At 61.9% G+C, this 18,215-nt stretch carries 17 protein-coding genes, 1 tRNA gene and 1 pseudogene; 8 read left to right on the plus strand and 11 right to left on the minus strand.

Translation table 11 applies throughout. The annotated features are described in order from the left end of the window. Nucleotides 1-24: 24 nt before the first annotated feature. From ACN0V4_RS17760 to ACN0V4_RS17790, 7 genes and pseudogenes are all read right to left on the minus strand, one after another. Nucleotides 25-387 (minus strand): annotated as a pseudogene (locus tag ACN0V4_RS17760) (TniQ family protein); the annotation flags it as partial. Next, nucleotides 384-1,331 carry a TniB family NTP-binding protein gene (locus tag ACN0V4_RS17765; RefSeq protein ID WP_417678564.1) on the minus strand — a complete coding sequence of 316 codons (948 nt, stop codon included), beginning with the start codon at nt 1,329-1,331 and terminating at the stop codon, nt 384-386. The gene ACN0V4_RS17765 and the pseudogene ACN0V4_RS17760, both read right to left, overlap by 4 nt. Then, nucleotides 1,324-3,462, minus strand: a complete 2,139-nt coding sequence (locus tag ACN0V4_RS17770) for a hypothetical protein (protein ID WP_417678566.1) — start codon at nt 3,460-3,462, stop codon at nt 1,324-1,326. The genes ACN0V4_RS17765 and ACN0V4_RS17770 overlap by 8 nt, the downstream gene beginning before the upstream one ends. Beyond that, nucleotides 3,459-3,959, minus strand: coding sequence for a Tn7 transposase TnsA N-terminal domain-containing protein (locus ACN0V4_RS17775; protein ID WP_417678568.1), 501 nt, complete (start codon nt 3,957-3,959; stop codon nt 3,459-3,461). The genes ACN0V4_RS17770 and ACN0V4_RS17775 overlap by 4 nt, the downstream gene beginning before the upstream one ends. A 225-nt stretch (nt 3,960-4,184) precedes the next feature. Beyond that, entirely contained in the window at nt 4,185-4,421 is a 237-nt protein-coding gene (locus ACN0V4_RS17780) for a helix-turn-helix domain-containing protein (RefSeq protein ID WP_417678570.1), read from the minus strand. A gap of 849 nt (nt 4,422-5,270) precedes the next feature. Continuing rightward, entirely contained in the window at nt 5,271-7,049 is a 1,779-nt protein-coding gene (locus ACN0V4_RS17785; protein WP_417678572.1) for an ATP-dependent helicase, read from the minus strand. After that, the gene (locus ACN0V4_RS17790) at nt 7,042-8,823 is read right to left on the minus strand and encodes an ATP-dependent nuclease (RefSeq protein ID WP_417678574.1); all 1,782 of its coding nucleotides are present in this window, start codon (nt 8,821-8,823) and stop codon (nt 7,042-7,044) included. The genes ACN0V4_RS17785 and ACN0V4_RS17790 overlap by 8 nt, the downstream gene beginning before the upstream one ends. Nucleotides 8,824-9,140: 317 nt before the next feature. On the opposite strand from ACN0V4_RS17790, the gene ACN0V4_RS17795 reads away from it, so the two are divergent. From ACN0V4_RS17795 to ACN0V4_RS17810, 4 genes are read left to right on the plus strand one after another with little or no spacing between them, the layout of a single operon-like run. Beyond that, the gene (locus ACN0V4_RS17795; protein ID WP_417678576.1) at nt 9,141-10,352 is read left to right on the plus strand and encodes an ABC-three component system protein; all 1,212 of its coding nucleotides are present in this window, start codon (nt 9,141-9,143) and stop codon (nt 10,350-10,352) included. Nucleotides 10,353-10,354: 2 nt separating this feature from the next. Further along, complete coding sequence (locus tag ACN0V4_RS17800; protein ID WP_417678578.1) at nt 10,355-10,885, plus strand: three component ABC system middle component; 531 nt, start codon at nt 10,355-10,357, stop codon at nt 10,883-10,885. Next, nucleotides 10,882-12,825, plus strand: a complete 1,944-nt coding sequence (locus ACN0V4_RS17805; protein ID WP_417678580.1) for a DUF3732 domain-containing protein — start codon at nt 10,882-10,884, stop codon at nt 12,823-12,825. The genes ACN0V4_RS17800 and ACN0V4_RS17805 overlap by 4 nt, the downstream gene beginning before the upstream one ends. A 22-nt stretch (nt 12,826-12,847) precedes the next feature. Beyond that, entirely contained in the window at nt 12,848-13,039 is a 192-nt protein-coding gene (locus tag ACN0V4_RS17810; protein ID WP_417678582.1) for a hypothetical protein, read from the plus strand. An 82-nt stretch (nt 13,040-13,121) separates the two neighbouring features. On the opposite strand, the gene ACN0V4_RS17815 is transcribed toward ACN0V4_RS17810, so the two are convergent. Beyond that, nucleotides 13,122-13,424, minus strand: coding sequence for a DUF4156 domain-containing protein (locus ACN0V4_RS17815; protein ID WP_417678584.1), 303 nt, complete (start codon nt 13,422-13,424; stop codon nt 13,122-13,124). A gap of 45 nt (nt 13,425-13,469) precedes the next feature. Beyond that, a complete protein-coding gene (locus ACN0V4_RS17820; RefSeq protein ID WP_417678585.1) occupies nt 13,470-13,739 on the minus strand; it encodes a hypothetical protein in 270 nt (89 codons plus the stop codon). Here ACN0V4_RS17820 and ACN0V4_RS17825 point away from each other — a divergent pair. Beyond that, the gene (locus tag ACN0V4_RS17825) at nt 13,738-14,382 is read left to right on the plus strand and encodes a DUF2268 domain-containing protein (protein ID WP_417678587.1); all 645 of its coding nucleotides are present in this window, start codon (nt 13,738-13,740) and stop codon (nt 14,380-14,382) included. The two genes, ACN0V4_RS17820 and ACN0V4_RS17825, sit on opposite strands and share 2 nt — an antisense overlap. A gap of 329 nt (nt 14,383-14,711) precedes the next feature. Here ACN0V4_RS17825 and ACN0V4_RS17830 read toward each other — a convergent pair. Continuing rightward, nucleotides 14,712-14,787 (minus strand) — tRNA-Ala (locus tag ACN0V4_RS17830). A gap of 173 nt (nt 14,788-14,960) precedes the next feature. Then, nucleotides 14,961-15,290 (minus strand): TIGR02300 family protein, encoded by a 330-nt coding sequence (locus ACN0V4_RS17835; RefSeq protein WP_417678589.1) that lies wholly within the window; start codon nt 15,288-15,290, stop codon nt 14,961-14,963. Between the two features lie 103 nt (nt 15,291-15,393). On the opposite strand from ACN0V4_RS17835, the gene ACN0V4_RS17840 reads away from it, so the two are divergent. The 3 genes from ACN0V4_RS17840 (at nt 15,394) to ACN0V4_RS17850 (ending at nt 18,193) form a co-directional block, all read left to right on the plus strand. Continuing rightward, a complete protein-coding gene (locus tag ACN0V4_RS17840) occupies nt 15,394-16,080 on the plus strand; it encodes a M48 family metallopeptidase (protein ID WP_417678591.1) in 687 nt (228 codons plus the stop codon). A gap of 52 nt (nt 16,081-16,132) precedes the next feature. After that, on the plus strand, nt 16,133-16,783 hold the full coding sequence (locus ACN0V4_RS17845) for a GntR family transcriptional regulator (protein ID WP_417678593.1): 651 nt from the start codon (nt 16,133-16,135) through the stop codon (nt 16,781-16,783). A 177-nt stretch (nt 16,784-16,960) separates the two neighbouring features. Beyond that, nucleotides 16,961-18,193, plus strand: coding sequence for a lytic murein transglycosylase (locus tag ACN0V4_RS17850; RefSeq protein WP_417678687.1), 1,233 nt, complete (start codon nt 16,961-16,963; stop codon nt 18,191-18,193). Nucleotides 18,194-18,215 lie beyond the last annotated feature (22 nt).

Raw genomic sequence — 18,215 nt, forward strand, 5'->3', positions numbered from 1 at the left:
GTCGAGCTGCCAGGGCCCCGGGTGCCCGGTGTGCAGGGGAGTGTCCGCCGGGCACTCCGCCAGGCAAAGCGGGCAGGCCCATGTCCGGGTTCGCGACAGCGCGGTGAACTTGAGCCGCTCTTGGCCGAGCTGGAACCAGCCCGGTTCGACCAGTCGCGGTGTCCAAAAGAGCAGCGGCGCGGGGTCCTGCCCCGCCAGCGCGGCGACGCGATGGATTTCAGCCTCCGCACCATTGGTCAGGCCGCGATGGTCGATCCCGAGATCGGAGCAGAAGGTGATGAGCCGGGGCGCGCCGTTGCGCCATGCGAGACGCGAGGCGAGCGAGGTGGCGCTTTCGCCGATGATCGGCTCGACGGAGAGCGGCAGGGCCGCGGTGGCAAACATCATTGGGCCTCCCGGATGAACACCTTGCGGGCGTCGATCCTCTGGTAATCGGTGACGATGAAGGGGTTGAAGGCATCCGAACACGAGGTTCTGTGCTCATAGGCCAGTTCGAAATGCCGGGCCTGAAGGGCCGTGGCCTCTTCCAGAAGCGCCACCTCGATCGCGGCGATGGTGATCTCGATCACCAGTCCGAACTGGAAGGCGGCGGCGTGGATCAGCCGTTCGGCAAGGGCGAGGCTCTGGCTGTCCGGGGCCGCGGAAAGCCCCGCGCGGGTTGCATAGTCCCCGATCAGCCCGGTCACATCCGGCGCATGGGCCACCGGCGAGAGCGGCGCGAAATGCACCGCATCCATCCGGCGGGCGAGCTGCGGATCGTGGTTGAGAACGCGCTCCAGCTCCTCGGTGCCCGAAAGCAGGATGCCGACCGGCCAGTCCGGGTCGGTCATCAGGGTTTTCAGCATGGAGGCGACAGCGTTGAGTTCGTTCGTCGTGCCGCGCGAGCTGAGATCCTGCGCCTCGTCCAGATGCAGAAAGAGCACCCGGCGCTGCTGCAGCTGATGCCGGGCCAGATCCCAGATGTACCAGGCCTGCCGCTCGGCCGAGAGGTTGTAGCCGAGCGCGCGCAGGATCATCTGCCCGAGGAATTTCAGCGTGGCAGGGGATGGCACGCGCAGGCTGATGATCGTGGCATCCGGGCAGGACGAGCGCGCCAGCTCGGCCTGCGCCCGTGCGATGAGCTGCGCGACGGCGCAGCTCTTTCCAGTGCCGGATGCGCCCGAGAGGGCGATGCCATGCGCATCCGCGCTGCGCCCGGCCGCAATGTCCGCGAGGCGCTTTTCGAGGAGCAGGCGGAAGCGGGCTTGCAGCGGCTCGAACCGCTCATGGAGAATGAACCTTGCGCGCAGATCCGCAACTGTTTGCGCGGTTGCCTGGGTGAGATCACTCACCGTCGAACCTCCAGGTTTTGCTCTTGGGAGCCGAATCCGGCGACTCTGCCGGTGTTTCGGCCCCGGGGGACTCATGGTTGGAAGGCGGAGTTTCCGGGGGCAGGATGTCGAAACCATCCTCGAGCGGATCTCCGGTCTGTCCGGCGCCGGGCAGCTTTGTGACCGATGAGGTCAGCGAGAAGTGCAGCGCTTTCTCGTTCCGGGCGATTTCGGCCTCGGTGACATGAAACGGCGTCAACTGCATCCGCAGCGCGGCGGCGCGGTTGGTTTCCGAGATCCGGGCAACGGCGCGGTGCACCAGCTCTTCCGACAGGGCCGCCGCGCGGCGGTGCTGAATGCGAAGGGCGCGACAGGCCTCCTGCCAGTCGGTGTAACGCATCCCGTCAAACCCGCGATGATTGCAGGTTGCGGCATGCCAGGCGGTGCCGACCTTGACCGCGATCCACCCCAGATCGAAGAGATCGGCGCGGATTTCGACGTCGCGCTCGGGCGAATGCAGGAAAGCCTCGCGCAGGGCATCGCAGCTATAGGACAGACCCGCGAAGAGAACGCCGTCACCGCGCAAACGCCGCTTCATCGGGCGGCCGAACGCCTTGCGCAGCGTCAGCCCGTCCGGCACCGGCAGCAGCCCCGGCTCAGTCGCCAGCCGTTTCCAGCAGTTCGCCGGGGTCTCGCCCTTCAGTGAGCCATGGAGCTCGTTGTGGTAGATGTCCACGACGAAGGTCAGCAGGATGCGGATCAGATCATCGTCATCCAGACAGGCCAGCTGTTCGGAGGGGTAATCGCCGCGCTCGACCGGGCTGAAGAAGGTGCGCCCCGACAGAAGCGGCATGAGTCTGTGCCCGACCGTGCGGAAGAAGCTCTCGATATTGCCGCGCATCTGCGGCACGCCCGCCGGTGGGAAATGCATCGTCAGGCCGAGCGACGTGGCAACCGCACGGAACTCCTCCGAGATAAAGGCCGATCCCTGATCGGTGACCAATGTGCCGATCCCCGCGACCTGATCCCAAGGGCTCTCGCATCCGGCGGCCAAGGCATATGCCGTCCGGTCGCGGAATACGTCCCGCAGGGTGCGGATTGCGTCCTGCGCGTTCGGGGTTTCCGCGAGCCGCATCGCCAGAATGCATTTGGTCGCGCAATCCTTGGCCACATAGAGCCAGCGCCGCCCTTTCAGCCGTTCGATTTGCTCGGGCGGAAGCAGATCGAGCAATCCGAAGATTGCCAGCAGCGAGATGACGTCGAGGCGGTTTTCGTCCATCTCGACGCGCTCGCCCGGGAACAGGGTCTCGACGCCGGTCTCGAACAGGTTGAATTTCCGGTTGGCCGCATCGATGCCCCATCGCCGCGCGTAGATGTAATAGGGATCTGCCAGGGACAGACGCCGCAGGAGGCTGCGCTCGGAGGGAAGGGCGAGCTCGGCCATACCCTCGCTGCGCCTGCGCTGGTTCTCGGCTTTGATCAGATTGCGGACTTCGACCACCGCCTGCCGTTTGGTGGGGCGTTGCGTGCTCGCGTAGAGCTCGATGACCTCGCACGCCATCGCCTCGGTCCGCGGGCACCAGCGCAATCCCCGATTGCCGCTGCGATGGGTGCGCGGCAGGAGCGCCAGCGGGTCATACCCGCCCTCCTCATAGGCCCGGAGCCAGCGCAGGATGGTTTTGGCGCATGGGAGCTTGCGCGAGACGAGTTTTGCGCCCGCCCGGCGCGCACCCCGCTCGGCGCTGTTCTGTCCTGACCTCCGGCGGACCTCGTAATCGAGCGTGGGGAGAATGGCATTGACCGAAGCATAGGTTCTGGCAACCCGGTCCTCCTGTTCGAGCTTCAGCACGCTGTCGCATATCGCCTGCCGCCAGAGAACGATGGATCGGGCTTCGTCCTCGAGGTCCATCACCATGTCGACCGGACGGTTTTTCCGGTCCCGGCTGCGGGCGAAGTCGAAATATCCGGCCTGATAGCGCGTGTCCGACGACCGCAGCAGGGCGTGAACTTCCGAGTGGGTAAAGCTCTGGGTGATCCCGGGCTGATCGGCGCGCTCAAGGGTGATCGCATCGGTCAGGACTTCGACGGGTCGGTAAGGAATGCCGCCGAGGGTCAGCAGGTCGGAGCGTGAAAGGCGAAGGCGCATGGTCATGCTGCAACCTCCGTCAGAACAGGGCGGTTACGCATGATCTGACGGGCCGCTTCGGCCGCTGCGCGACGGTCCAATTGCTCGTCGGTCACGAGCTTGATGCGGTTCGCGAAGTGTTTCGGCGTGGCGGCGGCGACATGGCGCAGCTCCGTGATGAAGTCGCGCTGGATCACCCGCTCCGCCGGCTTGATCGCAACGGCGATCCGCTCGCCACTGGTCAGCGTGACGAGGAAGTCAAAGACATGACTCGCTGTGGTGCCGTCGGCGCGGCGATAGCGGATCGCCGGCGGCTGTTCGAGGATGTCGTGGACATCGGGACGCAGCAGCATCAGGCACAGAAAAAGGAATTCCAGCAGGCTTTCGTACTGGATCATCCTCGGGCGTTCAAACGCCGGGAGCATTGCCATCACGCTGCCGCGCAGGCTTGCCTTCGAGCGGCGCACAACGTCCCGGCTCGCGCGGCTCGGTTCTGGCGCGCGGTAGATCAGGGAGTGGTTCATATGGGTATCGGAGCGCGTGATCTTCCATGCCGCGGCCTTCCGGCGCGGGGAAGAGGCGCTTCCGCCTCCTTTCAAGGGATGCAGGGATTGACCCCGCCGGAACCACTCCGGCGGGTTGACTTTTTCTGCGTCTCGGGGGAAGAAAGAAGGGTAGCCGCAAAACTACACCGAAGTTTCTATAGGCCCTCCTGTTGACGCAGGAGGGCCTTCCCTTTCGACGGGATGCTATTCGGCGGCGCGCCCCTCCTGTGCTGAATACCGTTCCGGGAAAAGCTCTTGCGGTGTGAGCCCGAGTGCCGCGGCGATCGCCGCCTCGATCCGCTTCGACCGCCGATAGCCCTGGCTCACCACGGTCACGGTCGATTGCAACACGCCGGTCTCATTGGCGATCTGGGCCAGCGAGCTGCCCCGTTCCCGCAATCTGAGCTTCACGTCGCTGTGGCGCAAAAGATCGACCGACATACCACTTGTCTCCATTTGACTTGGACCAAGGTTTCGTCGAGGAGCACTATATGTTGTGCCGCCTCGGCGCCTAGCGAATCATAAAACCGATTCGCGTGTCAAACGAAGAATCCTCAAAGAAACGCAATGTTATCAAAGTCAAAAAAGAGTTTTGTGAGCAATGAAGAGTATCGATTTCAATGAAGAGTATTGCACAAGATGTTGTGCCTCCTTTGTTCTAGAACCGAACGGCGTCAGGACAGCCAGGTTAGAAAGGCGCCCGTGGCAAGGCCGAGCAGAACAATCGCAACGCCAGCCAGCATAGGTTGCCAGATTGGCCGTTGGCGGAGGCGCGCAGTGTCATGAATGAGCGCGGCGATCTCAGCCCGCATCAGTTCGTCGGTTTGGTTCACGCTCGTCCCCGTCAATCTAGCCTGCGGTCTGATCGCCGAGCCCCTATCGTGCTTCAGTCCTCACCCCAGAGTTCATCCATGAAAGCCTTGTCGGCCTCGGGGGAGGCGGCACCTCTGACGCCGAAGCCAGCCCGTTCCACCCGCTTCTGGATCTCGTGCACACGCTCTTCGAGCCTCGTCGCGGAATGAGGGCAAGGGCCTCGGGTTGGTTGCTGGCGATCGTTTTCCATTGGGGGAAAGATAACACGGCCCGAGGTGCGGGGGAACGCAAGAGGAGGTTTAGGGTGCTGTGGGGTTGGTGGCCTGTTCGCGAAACCGCACAAAGGGCGGGAAGCGGCCCGATGCATGTGCGGCGTAGCATCCGCAGCAACCCGCAATAGCGGCCATTCGCGACTCCTCCGGGCGGCGACGCGATGCGCAACGGCGAACTCAGAGAACCCTGATCATAGTATTCCGATCAGCCCTGCTGACTGCGCTTGTAGAGTTCAATGATCCACGGCGAGGGATTGCCGCCCTGATAAACGATCGCCAGTTCCTTTCGAGGCCGTGTCACGCCGACATAGAAGAGCCGCCGCGCTTCTCGCAGCGCAGCTGGCGTCTTCTGGTCGCGTTGGCTTGGGATGGCCCCAGCGTTCATGCCAAAGAGGATTACCGCGTCGAACTCGCGACCCTTCGCGCTGTGCAGCGTGCTCAAGCTGACACGTCCCGTGCCCTCGACTCGGCCAGCAAAAATGTGAAGATCGATATCTTTACCTCGCGCCGGATCGGTCCGCGTGAGGATCTCGGAACAGACGTCCCATTCGTCCTGTGGGTTGCGCGCGACTGCGCGCCAAGGCGCAATCAGTTCACGCCCAAATCTCTGGATCCAGGTATGGGTAGTCTCGCCGCTATCGATCCCACTTCGCAAAAATGCGATCAGTTGGCCTGACAGCATCTGCTCTTCCGTGTTGCTGCATCGTCCGCCGAATACCAAAGCCTTGGCCTGTGAAAGCAAGCGCGAATAAGGGGGATCGGCCTCGCGCCAGCCGCCAGTGGTCCAACGGGCGCAACCTTCGATGAACCGTGCGAACCGCGAGCTGCGCTTGATCAATGCGTTGTTGTCGGTGCGGACATAGGGGATACTTTCGGCATCCAACTCGGTGGCGATCTTGTCGCCCAGCCACGCCGCGCGATAGAGAATGGCAACTTCTTCGGCGGGATGGCGCTCGAGAAGCGAAGGCAGGATCCGATTGCCGATCGCATGCGCTTGAGCATCGATGTCGCCATTGACCTTCGAAAAAAACAAGTCGCCGTCGGGCGCGCCGTCGCGACCAAGATAGTCGCGCTCCTCGCCGAGTGCGCCCAGCGAGGCGCGAATGATCTTGTTGCCGGACCGGTAGTTAAACCGCAAGCGAATGACGCGGACATCAGGACGCGCTACCAAGCTTTGCAGCAGTTCGGGATTAGCGCCGGTAAAGCCGTAGATCGATTGGTCCGCGTCCCCTACCGCGAACAGGCGCATTCCGCCGGCGAAACACAAGAGAAGCACCAGTTCGTGCAGCGCATGGCCGAGATCCTGATATTCGTCGACGAATAGCACCGGAAATCGCGCTCGCAGTGCGGCCCGAATCCAGGCATGCTGCTGAACCATGCGAAAGGCGATCAGCGGCATGTCGTCGAAGTCGATCAGATTGCGGCGGCGCAGTTCCGCTTCATAGGCTTCGATGAAATCTGCAAGCTCGGGATTTCGGCCGCGCCAATCAGGCAGCAATCGGTCGACGTTTTGCCGACGCTTCTCTTCGGCAAAGCCCCAGCGATAATGAGGGTCGAGCGGGTCATTAAAAATCTGCGCATAAGCTACTTCAACCGCAGCACGGCATTCCGCCCTGCTGGCAACGCGGAACTCATCTGGCAGCAGTCCGGAAAGACAGCGAGCATAGGGCAAGATTACCTGCGTGAGCGCAAAACTGTGGACGGTGCCGATGAAGGCGCGATCGTTGCTAGGAACACCGAGCGCGGCGAGACGCGTCTCAAGTTCAATCGCGCACTCATTATTGTAGGTAATGCATGCGACCCCGCGTGGGTCGACGACATCTTCTACGAGGCTGCGTGCCATCGCCGTAGTCAGGGTTTTGGTCTTGCCGCTGCCTGGTCCGGCCAAGACAACGCAATGGCCGCGCTCCTGAACAGCCATGGCCTGTTCGGCGTTTTCAGCAAGATCGGCCAGCGCTCGAGCCAGTGCGAGATGGTTAGACACGGTCGGCCACAAACTTAATGGCTGCGGTGATATATGCGGGTGGATGCTGGCCCGTCGGTAGTTTGCGCGCAAACTTGGCGCTCAACCTTCCCTTGCCTATATCCGCGATCATCGCGAGTAGCTGGGCAGGATCGACTGGCGTGCCGGAACGCCAATCCGCGATGCGCTTGGTGCGGATGGAGCCGAAACCCTGTTCTGACAAGATATCGAGTAGTGTGCCGAGCAAGGCAGGCGTGTTCGCGATCGAAACTTCGAATGTCTGATCGTTTAGAAAGACACCCCACTGCTTCCCGCTTTCGCTAAACCAAGCAAAATCGGAAGCGCTGTAATCAGCGCGCTGTTCGGCAGTAAGCACTTGTTGCCCCGACACCGACGCATAGGCATCCCAAATGTCCAACATGCGGGCCTTACCAAGCGGTGGCTTCGAGCCGTCCAAGGGATCCCAGTCGGTGACAACAGAGAAAGGCAGGCCAAGACCGGCGGCAAGCTTGACATAGGGCGTGAAATTGACGCCGGCGACGTTGCATACTGTGATCCCAAGCAGATCAAGCTTATACCCAAGTGCATCGGCGAATGCTGGCAGCAGCGTCTCCTCGGCATCGCCCTCGACGAAGATGACGCCGCGCGAGAACAGCAGCTCGGAGCGCGTGGCGGTCAAGTAGCGTTCGATGTCATCAAGTTCCTCGGGCGTAACAGGAAGGTTCGCAAGCGAATAGGCGTGCGTTTTTCCGCCTTGCGCTTTGAGATGCACAATCCCACGAAGTGGTGCGACAGCGGCGAGGGTTGGCGAGTGGCTTGTGACGATCAGCGCCTGGTTAGGATCACCAGATTTGAATAGCTTGTCGAATACCCCGCGTTGAAGTTGGGGGTGGAGATGGGCTTCAGGCTCCTCGATACACAGCAGCGAATAGTTGCGTTCATTTTTTGCCCGCCGCCACGCGAACTCAGCTAGTTTGAGCGCGATCAGCGCTACATTTGCTGAACCGAGGCTCGCCTCGGAGAGGCCTCGCTTGCCATTGTCGATGAACATAGAGATTGAACGAAACAAGCGGAGTGGGTCAGCTGGTGCAAAACGCAGACGTGCATCAATGTCGTGGACCTTACCAGCGAGTTCGAGAATGCCACCGCGCAATTCATCCTCGAGCGCTTTTACTGTGGGAAAGGCTTCGAGCGCTTTGGTGGCGCGGTCGAGGTCGGCGGCTACGGCGTCGAGTGATGCGCGATCAACGCCGGAAATCGCATCTTCGAGCAATGGACGCAGCGGTGAATTGCGCCATGATCCAAGTTGGCCTTCCGCATCGCGCAGGGCTTCAAGCATGTCGAGTGCGATCCGTCGCCGCAACCGACTGGGGATGGGGCGCGCTTCGTCGCCACCGCCGAAAACGACAAACTCGTAGTCTGCATCGGATTGTGGCGATCCAGCGACCTCTGGCTTTTTACGAAAGACATAACTGAGTCTGGCGATCCTGGGATCGCCTGCGATACGAAAATCCGTAAGCAGGGCCGCTTGCGCGTCATCGGCATCGAACTCGGCGAAATCGAGATGCACTTCGATCTGGGGGCTTTGTGCGAGATCGCATCCGTCCCAGAAATCCGAAAGTTTTAGCTGGCGCGCCGCGTCAGGGAGCGTCGGGTCAAGGACGAGGCGAATGGCGAAAAGGAGATTGCTTTTGCCGACGCGGTTCTCACCCAGCAGCACGACATTGCCAGCGAGCGCAATATCGATCGTCTCAAAATTGCGGAAATTCCGGATGTTCAACCTGGCTAGTCGCATCAAAACTCCTTTTTTTGCGATGAGGTTGTTCGTTGCCTGGAAGTGGTCATGCGGACGAACTGAAGTCAATTAATCTCTGGGTACCAACATGGAGGCAGCAGAGTGAACTGCAAAAACGGTAGTTTGAACTGATGCGGTGGATGCACCCACCCAACGGCATCAGTTCACAAAGCCGGCCTTGGCTCAAGCCTTGGTCGCGACCAAAGGCATCTGAAATAACAACGCGATTTTGAGAAAGGCCTTGCGATCTTATTTCAACGCCTTGAGATTTGCTACACAGTAGAGAATGGTTAGCTTGCACGTCCGGAGGTACTCGCATGGCCGCCTCAACACCGAGCTTCAGTGCAGCCCCATCCGCTGCGGGGTACCTCTATCAAGCCCGTTTGGCGTTGGCACTGTGCCTGAAATACGTGAACACTGAAGCTAGTGTCGAGGTGGGGATCGAGCGACTGGATGACGTCTCGTTCGCGACCAATGGAACGGCGCTGGAACTTCTTCAGGCAAAGCATCACATCAATCGGGTGGCTAGCCTCACCGACAAGAGTGTCGACCTCTGGAAGACACTGCGCGTCTGGAGCGAGGCCGCCGCAAAGGATCCGTCTCTCCCCGCGCGTACCCGCCTGGCCCTTGTGACCACAGGTTCCGCGCCCGATCACAGTGCAGCTGGGAAGCTGCGTCCGGCGAGAACCTATCCAGCCGGAGAAGTGCGAGACCCTAAAGCAGCGACCGTACTGCTTGAGGCGGTCGCGGAAGCGGGAGGCAATCAGGAACTGAAGGCAGCCTATGCGGCGTTCCTGGCACTCGGCCCCACCATGCGGATTTCGCTCCTAAGCTCGATCGAAATCTTGGATAATCAGCCGTTAGTCACTGACTTGGGCGAGGCAATCGAAAAGGAACTACGCCTGCTCGCGCCACGAGGCCAAGCCGCAGTCGCCCGCGAGCGATTGGAGGGCTGGTGGTGGCCGCGCGTATGCAAGGCGCTCATAGCCAGCCCAGCAGAGTCCATCGCGGTATTGGAGATCGAGGCAAAACTTGACGACATCCGTGACGGCCTGAAGCGCGACGCATTGGTTGCCGATCAAGAACATGTCGATCCTCCCATTGACGAGATCGCCGACTACGAAGGGCGCCCCTTCGTCAGACAACTGAAGGTGGTTGGCGTCGGTGGAAATCGCGTCGAGTATGCCAAGAGAGACTACTATCGGGCATTCACCCAGCGATCAAAATGGGTCCGTGAGCACTTAGTGTTCGACGGCGAGATCGCAAGATATGAGCAAGCCCTTATCGAGGAATGGCAGCCCCGGTTTCAGCAGATGCGCGACAAGATTGGGGATGGAGGAATCACCGATACGGCGCGCCGCCACGCCGGCCAGGAACTTTACAGTTGGGTAGAGGCAGATGCCCGTTTTCCGTTCCGGACAGTCAGCCACCGCTTCCTCACCGTCGGTTCATACCACATTCTAGCCAACGACATGCGTGTCGGATGGCATCCAGATTTCGAGACGGCTTGTTCCGACGAGGAGGTCTAGCAGTGGCTTCGCGCTGGAATTTAGCTTGGCGCGATCGGCCTGCTGAGGAAGCGGCCCTTCTTAACCCAGCTTTCTGCGGCGAACTGATTGCTCGCGCCACCAAGGATTACGAACGGATCCGCGCGGCGGCATTTCCGCTTCCTTTGGGCTTTGTGGTCCTCCCCCTGGTGTTGCACCCGCCAACCCTTTCAGCATTACCCGGTCGGGCGAACACAACCTTCGCCACCTGGTCGGCAAACAATGAGGCGCTGCTTGCCGAACTGCCGGAACGTACCCTGCGTCTTAGACCGATTAGCCGTGAAGCCCTGCTCTTCCTCACGCAGCATCGAGCCCTAACGGTAGACGGTGCGGGGCTACGGACGGGTGAGAAGCCCATAAGACTTACTGCGAAAGCCGAGACGACAACGCCAGCTGTCGACGACATCCGCCGCGCAGCCAGCCTGCTTGGCCGATGGTTCGCCAACCAAGGCGCGCCGGTCCAAATCCACCAGACTACAGTCCAAATCCTCCAGACTATGGGAGTGACGCCATGATCCTGCAGTTGCGAGCGATCGCAATGTACTCCCACGATGGCGAGCGGCGCGACATTGAGTTCGCTCTTGGGCGACTGAACATCGTCACCGGAGCCTCGAAGACGGGCAAGTCGGCCTTGCTCGATATCGTCGACTACTGCTGGGGCCGTGGCGAATGCACTATTCCAGAGGGCGAAATTCGGCGCAGCGTGTCTTGGTTCGCCATCCTGTTGGACCGCGACGGCGAAGGCATTCTTATAGCCCGACGCAATCCGGGGCCAGCCGGCAAGGCCAGCGATGAAATCTTCTTCGAACGTGGGGTTGCGGGATTTCCCGACTCCCCGCAACCCTTCACCAAGAATGTGACCGCCGATGGCCTGCGCACCCGGCTCTCGATGGTATTGGGCATCGCTGAGAACAAGCACATTCCCGAAGCCGGATCAACTCGGGCGCCGCTGGAGGCCTCGTCCAGCCAGGCGATCTTCTTTTGCCTTCAAGCTCAGGATGAAATCGCCAGCCGCCGCCTGCTTTTCCATCGCCAGGGCGAACAGTTTATACCCTCACACATCAAGGACACGCTGCCGTATTTCGTCGGCGCAATGGGCGAGGACCATTACCTGCAGCGCATGCGCTATGATGAGGCTCGGGCGCGCCTGCGTAAACTCGAACGCGACTACTCCGAAGCTCGCACGTTGGCAAATGAAGCATCCGGCACCGCCCAATCGCTTCTTCAGGAAGCAAAGCGAGTTGGCTTGTTGCCCTTCGATGTCTTCGCTGACACGCCGGCTGGACTGCGCGCACTTTTGACGACCGCTGCGTCCCCCCGCGAACTTGCCTACGCGCACAATGACGATCCGGCATCGGACCTAACAGACATGGAAAGTCGCCGTCGGCGCCTGCGCGGCGAAATGCAAGAGGTGCGTGAAGAGATCGCCGACGTCCAAAGGCTTGAACGAGAGGCATCGGAATTTCAGGTTGAGGCTCGGGAGCAGGAAGCTCGCCTAGCCTCGATCGGCTTGCTTACTGATGACAGCGGCGACGCCGAGACTTGCCCGCTTTGCGACAGCCACTTGGCAACCCCCATCCCATCGGTCAACGAAGTTCGCAGATCGCTCACCGCGCTTGAAGGCCAGCTACGATCAGTGCGTCGAGACAACCCACGCCTTCAGGCCCGACAAGCGCAGCTTGAAGCACGTCGGAACGCGCTCGATGAGCAGTTGAGAACTGTCCAGGCTGACATTCTCGCGCGAATATCGGAAAATGAACGGCTCAGGATCGAACAGGACCAGTTCACCGAACAAGCTCGCGTCGCCGGCCGCATCGGCTACTATCTCGAGAATGCTCGGGCTGTTACTTCCGATGAGGGCATTCGACTGGCGATCGCACGGGCAAGAGCTGAGGTGTCCGAACTCGAACAGCTCCTTGATCAGGAGGCGCTCGAAGAAAGGCTTACCACCGCATTGGGCCTCGTGGGTCGAGATCTCACCCGGTATGCGCGTATCTTAAACCTTGAGCATGGCGACAATGCGCTGCGGCTTGATCGGAAGAATCTCACCGTTGTCGCGGACACGATCGATGGCCCCTTGGCCCTCCCGCAGATAGGAAGCGGTGAAAACTGGGTCGGCTATCATGTCGCCGCCCACCTCGCGCTCCATGGGCTGTTTCGTGCCCGCAAGCGACCGGTCCCCGCATTCCTGATACTCGATCAGCCGTCTCAGGCGCATTACCCGCCCGAACGGGACGTCGGGGAGATTGACCGCAATGGTGACGAGGACCAAGCTGCCGTCGCTCAACTGTACAAGCTTCTCTACGACTATTGCACGGAGCACTATCCAAACATGCAGATCATCGTCATGGACCATGTCGAATTGCTAGAGGATTGGTTCCGAGAGGCCATGGTCCAGCGCTGGCGGGACGGTATCAAGCTGGTGCCTGTAAGCTGGCTACGGTCGTCGACCTAGCACCAACGGACGGGAACGCTTCATGGATGTGATCCCGAAGTTTACCAATAAGCGCGACGTCGAGTTCGCGCGGATCGATTTCCTGGCGCTCGCACCCGGAAAGCGCTTGGCTTTTCTTTCGGCCCAATCGCAGTCGCTGTTCAAGCTGCGGTCAATAGCAGCTTGCTCCCGCATCACGACTGTGCCGACGGGGACTTCGCTGCGCCGCGTCTGAGCGGCGGCTATTGGGAATACTGCCCCACAGAAGAGGTTACGCCTGACCGCCTGCAAAGGGCCGTTCTACACCCGAAGCAAACCTATTTGCATGAGTACGCATCCGCATGACTGACAGTACCATCTGCATCAGAAACGGTCTGCGTCAAGACAAAGGCATTCCCGCCGATTTCCGCCACCGAGTTTCGAACTTTATTAAGAGCGCTTCGCGCATCCCCAGCAACAGTAAGGCCGAAAAACTCTGACCCAGACACCGGACCAAGGAAACTGCAATTTTCCGCGCCTGCCAGTGAGATTTGCCGAACCGAGACAGCTTGGTTCGTGAGCTCTGTGCTGCAGGCGGATAGGAAAGCCACGGCAGTAATCATCGAATAGAAAGTCTTCATCACTGATGTCCAAAAAGTTCCTTTATGCGACTTTGCAGCACAAGCCTAGGTTCGGCAACCATAAGTCTTGTCGTTGAAATGCTCCACTTGGGCGGCGCCATTGGTCGCTGAACGTGGCGTCTCCGATGCGCCGCATATCTGATAGCGAAAGTCGGGTTTGACGTTCTGCAGTGCGGCAATGTGAAGAGGGGCCAAGGTCAGCAAAGGGCCGAACAGGTCGACGCGGCGGCGCTGCGAGAAAGGCTCGCAGCGCCGCCGCATGACGGCTCCGAGCCCATTGCGGTCTTTAGCATTCAAATGCAATGGTCCCGCCATGCCCAAGATGATCCTGCATATCCTCAATGGCCGCCATCAGCTCGCCGACATGGAAGAATGGCTCTCGGACCGGCTGAACGAGGCCTTCTCGGTGTCGGCGCTGCATTTGCCGCTGCAGGATACAGACGTGATCGTGAAGGCCGGACAGGCCGTCATCCCCGAGAAAGGGCACCTAGGCTATGCCCCGGAGAAGGGGCTGATCTTCGTCACCGTAGATCCGGGAAATTCTGTCTTGCGGGCAAATCCATCGCAGTCGTTGGAACGCATGCTGGCGCATGAGCTGCATCACGCCGCGCGTTGGGACGGGCCTGGCTATGGCAAGACGCTTGGCGAGGCGCTTGTGTCCGAGGGGTTGGCCGGGCACTTCGCGCAGGAAGCCTATGGCGGCGCGAGCGAGCCTTGGGAGCAACTGTCCGTCAGCGCCGTGCGTCGGTACGTTGCCAAGGCTCAAGCTGAATGGTCAAGCCCCGAGTATAACCACGCTGAATGGTTCTTCGGGTCAAAGGACGTCCCGACATGGGTCGGATACTCCCTTGGGTATCACGTGGTCGGGCGTTATCTTGCCGCGCATGGCGATGCTCGAGCTTCCAGGTTAGTCCACGCGGAGGCTGTTGATTTTCGTACCTTCCTCGAGGCGGTCTGACCGTCCGCTCTGCCGACGTGAGATCGTTGGAAATGCTGCGCCGGGGCCCGAACGGCCGATTTGGTGAAGCCGCGCCGCGGCGCCCACCAGAGCACCGAGTGTCCGTTCAGGGCCGGATTCGCTGAAGTCGCGCGATCAAAGTGACGGGATGAAGGGCGGCGAAGCGATCCTTTGGGGCTTACGCTGCCTGCACTCTCTTAGAGCAACAAAAAAAGCCAGCAGAGCGATCTCTACGGGCTTCGAACGCCTGACGCGCACAGATTTCCCAATAAAATGGACAATCTTCCGTCATTCATGGAAGATCTATCCGTCACTTTTCATTGGGAATTTGGTGGAGCCTAGGGGGATCGAACCCCTGACCTCTTGCATGCCATGCAAGCGCTCTCCCAGCTGAGCTAAGGCCCCGTCGCTGTTTCCAGCGTGCCGTTTCCGGCGGTGTGGGCGTCGTTTACGGAACGGCGCCGGGATGTTCAAGCGAAAAAATCATCTTTGTGACAGGATTTTTCGCGGGCTGTAAAACCGGCCTGAAATGCCGGGGGTCGGTCGGGGCGGATACCTGAATATCCGCCCTGAGCTGGTTACGCTTCGTCGTCGTCCGAAGACATGTCGGCGATATCGTCGAGCGAGACGTTGTCTTCGTCGTCGTCGTCGAGAACATCGTCCCCCAGGTCCATATCGACCGCGTCGTCCTCATCATCCAGAACGACATCGTCCTCGTCCATCGCGTGGGCTTTGGCCTTCACGGTTGCTGCGTCTTCGGCATCTGCGGCAATCATCCGGCTCTTGCCGATATCAAGTTCGACGATCTCGCCCGTGTAGGGGCTGACGATCGGATTCTTATTCAGGTCGTAGAACCGTTTGCCGGTGGTCGGGCAAACGCGTTTTACGCCCCATTCTTCCTTGGGCATGTGAAATCCCCTCGATTATCTGCTGAGTCGTGTCGACGATTCCGTGCACCTGCCATATGAGGTAGGTACTGTCAAAGCCTTTGCGACCTCGGATTTCGAACTGATGAGCGAGTATTTTCTGGATGGGGCGCCCCCCGTCCCCCTGACCTTGCGCCGATCCGCCCAGGCGAGGCGGATCAGCCTGCGGATTTCGCAGCTTGACGGGCGGGTGACGCTGACCCTGCCGGCCCGCATCCCCGAGGCCGAGGCGCTGGCTTTCGCACAGGAGAAAGAGGACTGGATTCGCCGGCATCTCGCCGCCCGGAGCGAAGACGTCGATATCGCGGCCGGAGCCATGATCCCGGTCGAGGGGGTGGCGCGGCGGATTGTCTTTTCGACGGGGCGGCGGGTGGTGCTGGAGGCCGAGCGCATCGCCGTGCCGGGGCCGGCGGTGGCGGCGCGGCTGCAGTCCTGGCTGAAGGAACTGGCGCGCGACCGGCTGGTGGGCGCCTCGGACAGCTATGCCCGGGTGCTGGGGCGGAGCTATACGCGGGTGTCGCTGCGCGATACCCGGTCGCGCTGGGGCTCGTGCTCCTCGCATGGGGCGCTGATGTATTCTTGGCGGTTGATTCTCGCGCCGCCCGAGGTGCTGCGCTATGTCGCCGCGCATGAGGTGGCGCATCTGGTCGAGATGAACCATTCGGCGGCCTTCTGGAGGCAGGTGGGGCGGCTTTACGGGCCCTATGAGGCGCCGCGACAGTGGTTGCGCGCCCATGGGGGGGAGTTGCATCGTTATCGCTTCACCAGGTGAGGCGCGCGGCGGGGTCCTTGACGGCGGCGGCCTTTGTGATCACATGAGGCCCATGTTGATCCAGTCCCGCACCTCAGACCCGCTGCTTGCCGCTCATGATCGGGTGTACCGCACCTTGAGATCGCGAATCATGCATGGGGAAATCGCCCCGGGCACGGCGCTGACGCTGCGTGGCATCGGCAAGGAGTTCGAAGTGTCGATGACGCCGGCGCGCGAGGCGGTGCGGCGGCTGGTGGCCGAAGGCGCGCTGCTGCTGTCGAGTTCGGGACGCGTCTCCACCCCCGATCTCAGCCCCGAGCGGATCGAGGAACTGGCGGCGCTAAGGGCGCTTCTTGAGGTGGAATTGGCCAGCCGGGCGTTGCCGCGGGCGCATATCGCGCTGATCGACCGGCTGACCAGCATCAATACGGTGATCGCCGAGCGGGTGCAGAAGCGCGATGCGGTGGGCTATATCCGCTCGAATCTGGAGTTTCACCGCACGCTCTATCTGCGGGCCCAGGCGCCGGCGATGCTGGCCATCGCGGAAACCGTCTGGCTGCAGCTCGGGCCCACCATGCGGTCGCTCTACGGCCGGCTGAACCGGACCGAGCCGCCGCATTTCCATCGCTTGATCATCGCCGCGCTGAAGGCGGGGGACGAGCCGGGGCTGCGGCTGGCGGTGCGCTCGGACGTGACCCAGGGGTTGCGGCTGCTGGCGCGCTGAGATCGCGCCCCTGACGGGGCGTGAGCCTCCGGCGGGGATATTTGCAGCTAGAAAAAGGGCAGGTCGGTCGGGCCGGCGCCTTGTCGCGCAGCCGGAGCGGGGGCGGGGGCATCGGCTTGGGGCCCCTGCGGATTTGCGCTAGCTTGCGTCAAAATCACGTGAGGAGTTGGGCAGATGATGAGGATGACGCGGCGGATGTTCGGCCTGACGGCGGCGGCGGGGGCGCTTGCGGCCTGTTCGGGCGGGGTGCCGCGGGCGACGGCGCCGGTGACGATGCGGCCGGTGCCCAATGCGGGTTACGATGCCTGGGTTGCTGGGTTTCGTGGCCGCGCGGCGGCGAAGGGCATTTCCCCCGAGGTGATGGCGCGCGCCTTTCGCGGCGCCGGTTATCTGCCCGGGGTGGTCGAGCGCGATCGCAACCAGACCGAATTCACCCGTTCGCTCGAGGATTACCTGGCGATCGCCGCCTCCGACGAGCGGGTGTCGACCGGTCGGGCGATGCTGCAGCGGCATGGGGCGGTTCTGCGGCAGATCGAGGATCGCTATGGTGTCGAGTCGCGGGTGGTCTGTGCCATCTGGGGGCTGGAGAGCCGATATGGCGAGCGACGCGGCGATGTGCCGGCGGTCTCGGCCCTGTCGACGCTGGCCTATGACGGGCGGCGCGGCGCGTTTTTCGAAAGCCAGCTGGTGGCGGCACTGAAGATCCTGCAGGCGGGCGACGTGAGCCCCGAGCGGATGACCGGAAGCTGGGCCGGGGCGATGGGGCACACCCAGTTCATTCCCACGACCTATCTGGCCTATGCGGTGGATTTCGCCGGTGACGGGCGGCGCGACATCTGGTCGGACGACCCGAGTGATGCGCTGGCCTCGACGGCGGCCTATCTGTCGCGCTCGGGCTGGCGGCATGGTCAGCCCTGGGGGCTGGAGGTGGCGCTGCCCGCGGGCTTCGACGCCGGGCTGACCGGGCGCGGGAGCACGCGCAGCGTTGCCGCCTGGCAGGCGCTGGGGGTGCGGCCGGCGGCGGGGGGCGTTCTGCCCGATCACGGCGAGGCGGCGGTGCTGGCGCCGGCCGGGACCGGGGCGCCGGCCTTTCTGGTCTATCGCAACTACTGGGTGATCCTGCGCTATAACAATTCCGAGAAATACGGGCTGGGGATCGGGCATCTGTCGGATCGGATCGGTGGGGCAGGGCCGCTGCGCGGGACTTTCCCGCCGGATGCGACCGGTCTGACCCTGGCCGACCGGAAAGAGCTTCAGCAGCGGCTGACCCGGGCGGGATTCGATACCGAGGGCGCCGACGGGGTGATTGGCGACAAGACGCGGGTGGCGGTCGCGGGCTATCAGCGCAAGTACGGCCTGTCGGAGACCGGAGAGCCTTCGGCGGCGCTGTTGCGCCATCTGCGGGGGTAACTCGCCGCAGCCCTCCCCCCGC

The sequence above is a fragment of the Pseudodonghicola sp. genome, from assembly GCF_048268305.1.
Lineage (GTDB): Bacteria > Pseudomonadota > Alphaproteobacteria > Rhodobacterales > Rhodobacteraceae > Pseudodonghicola.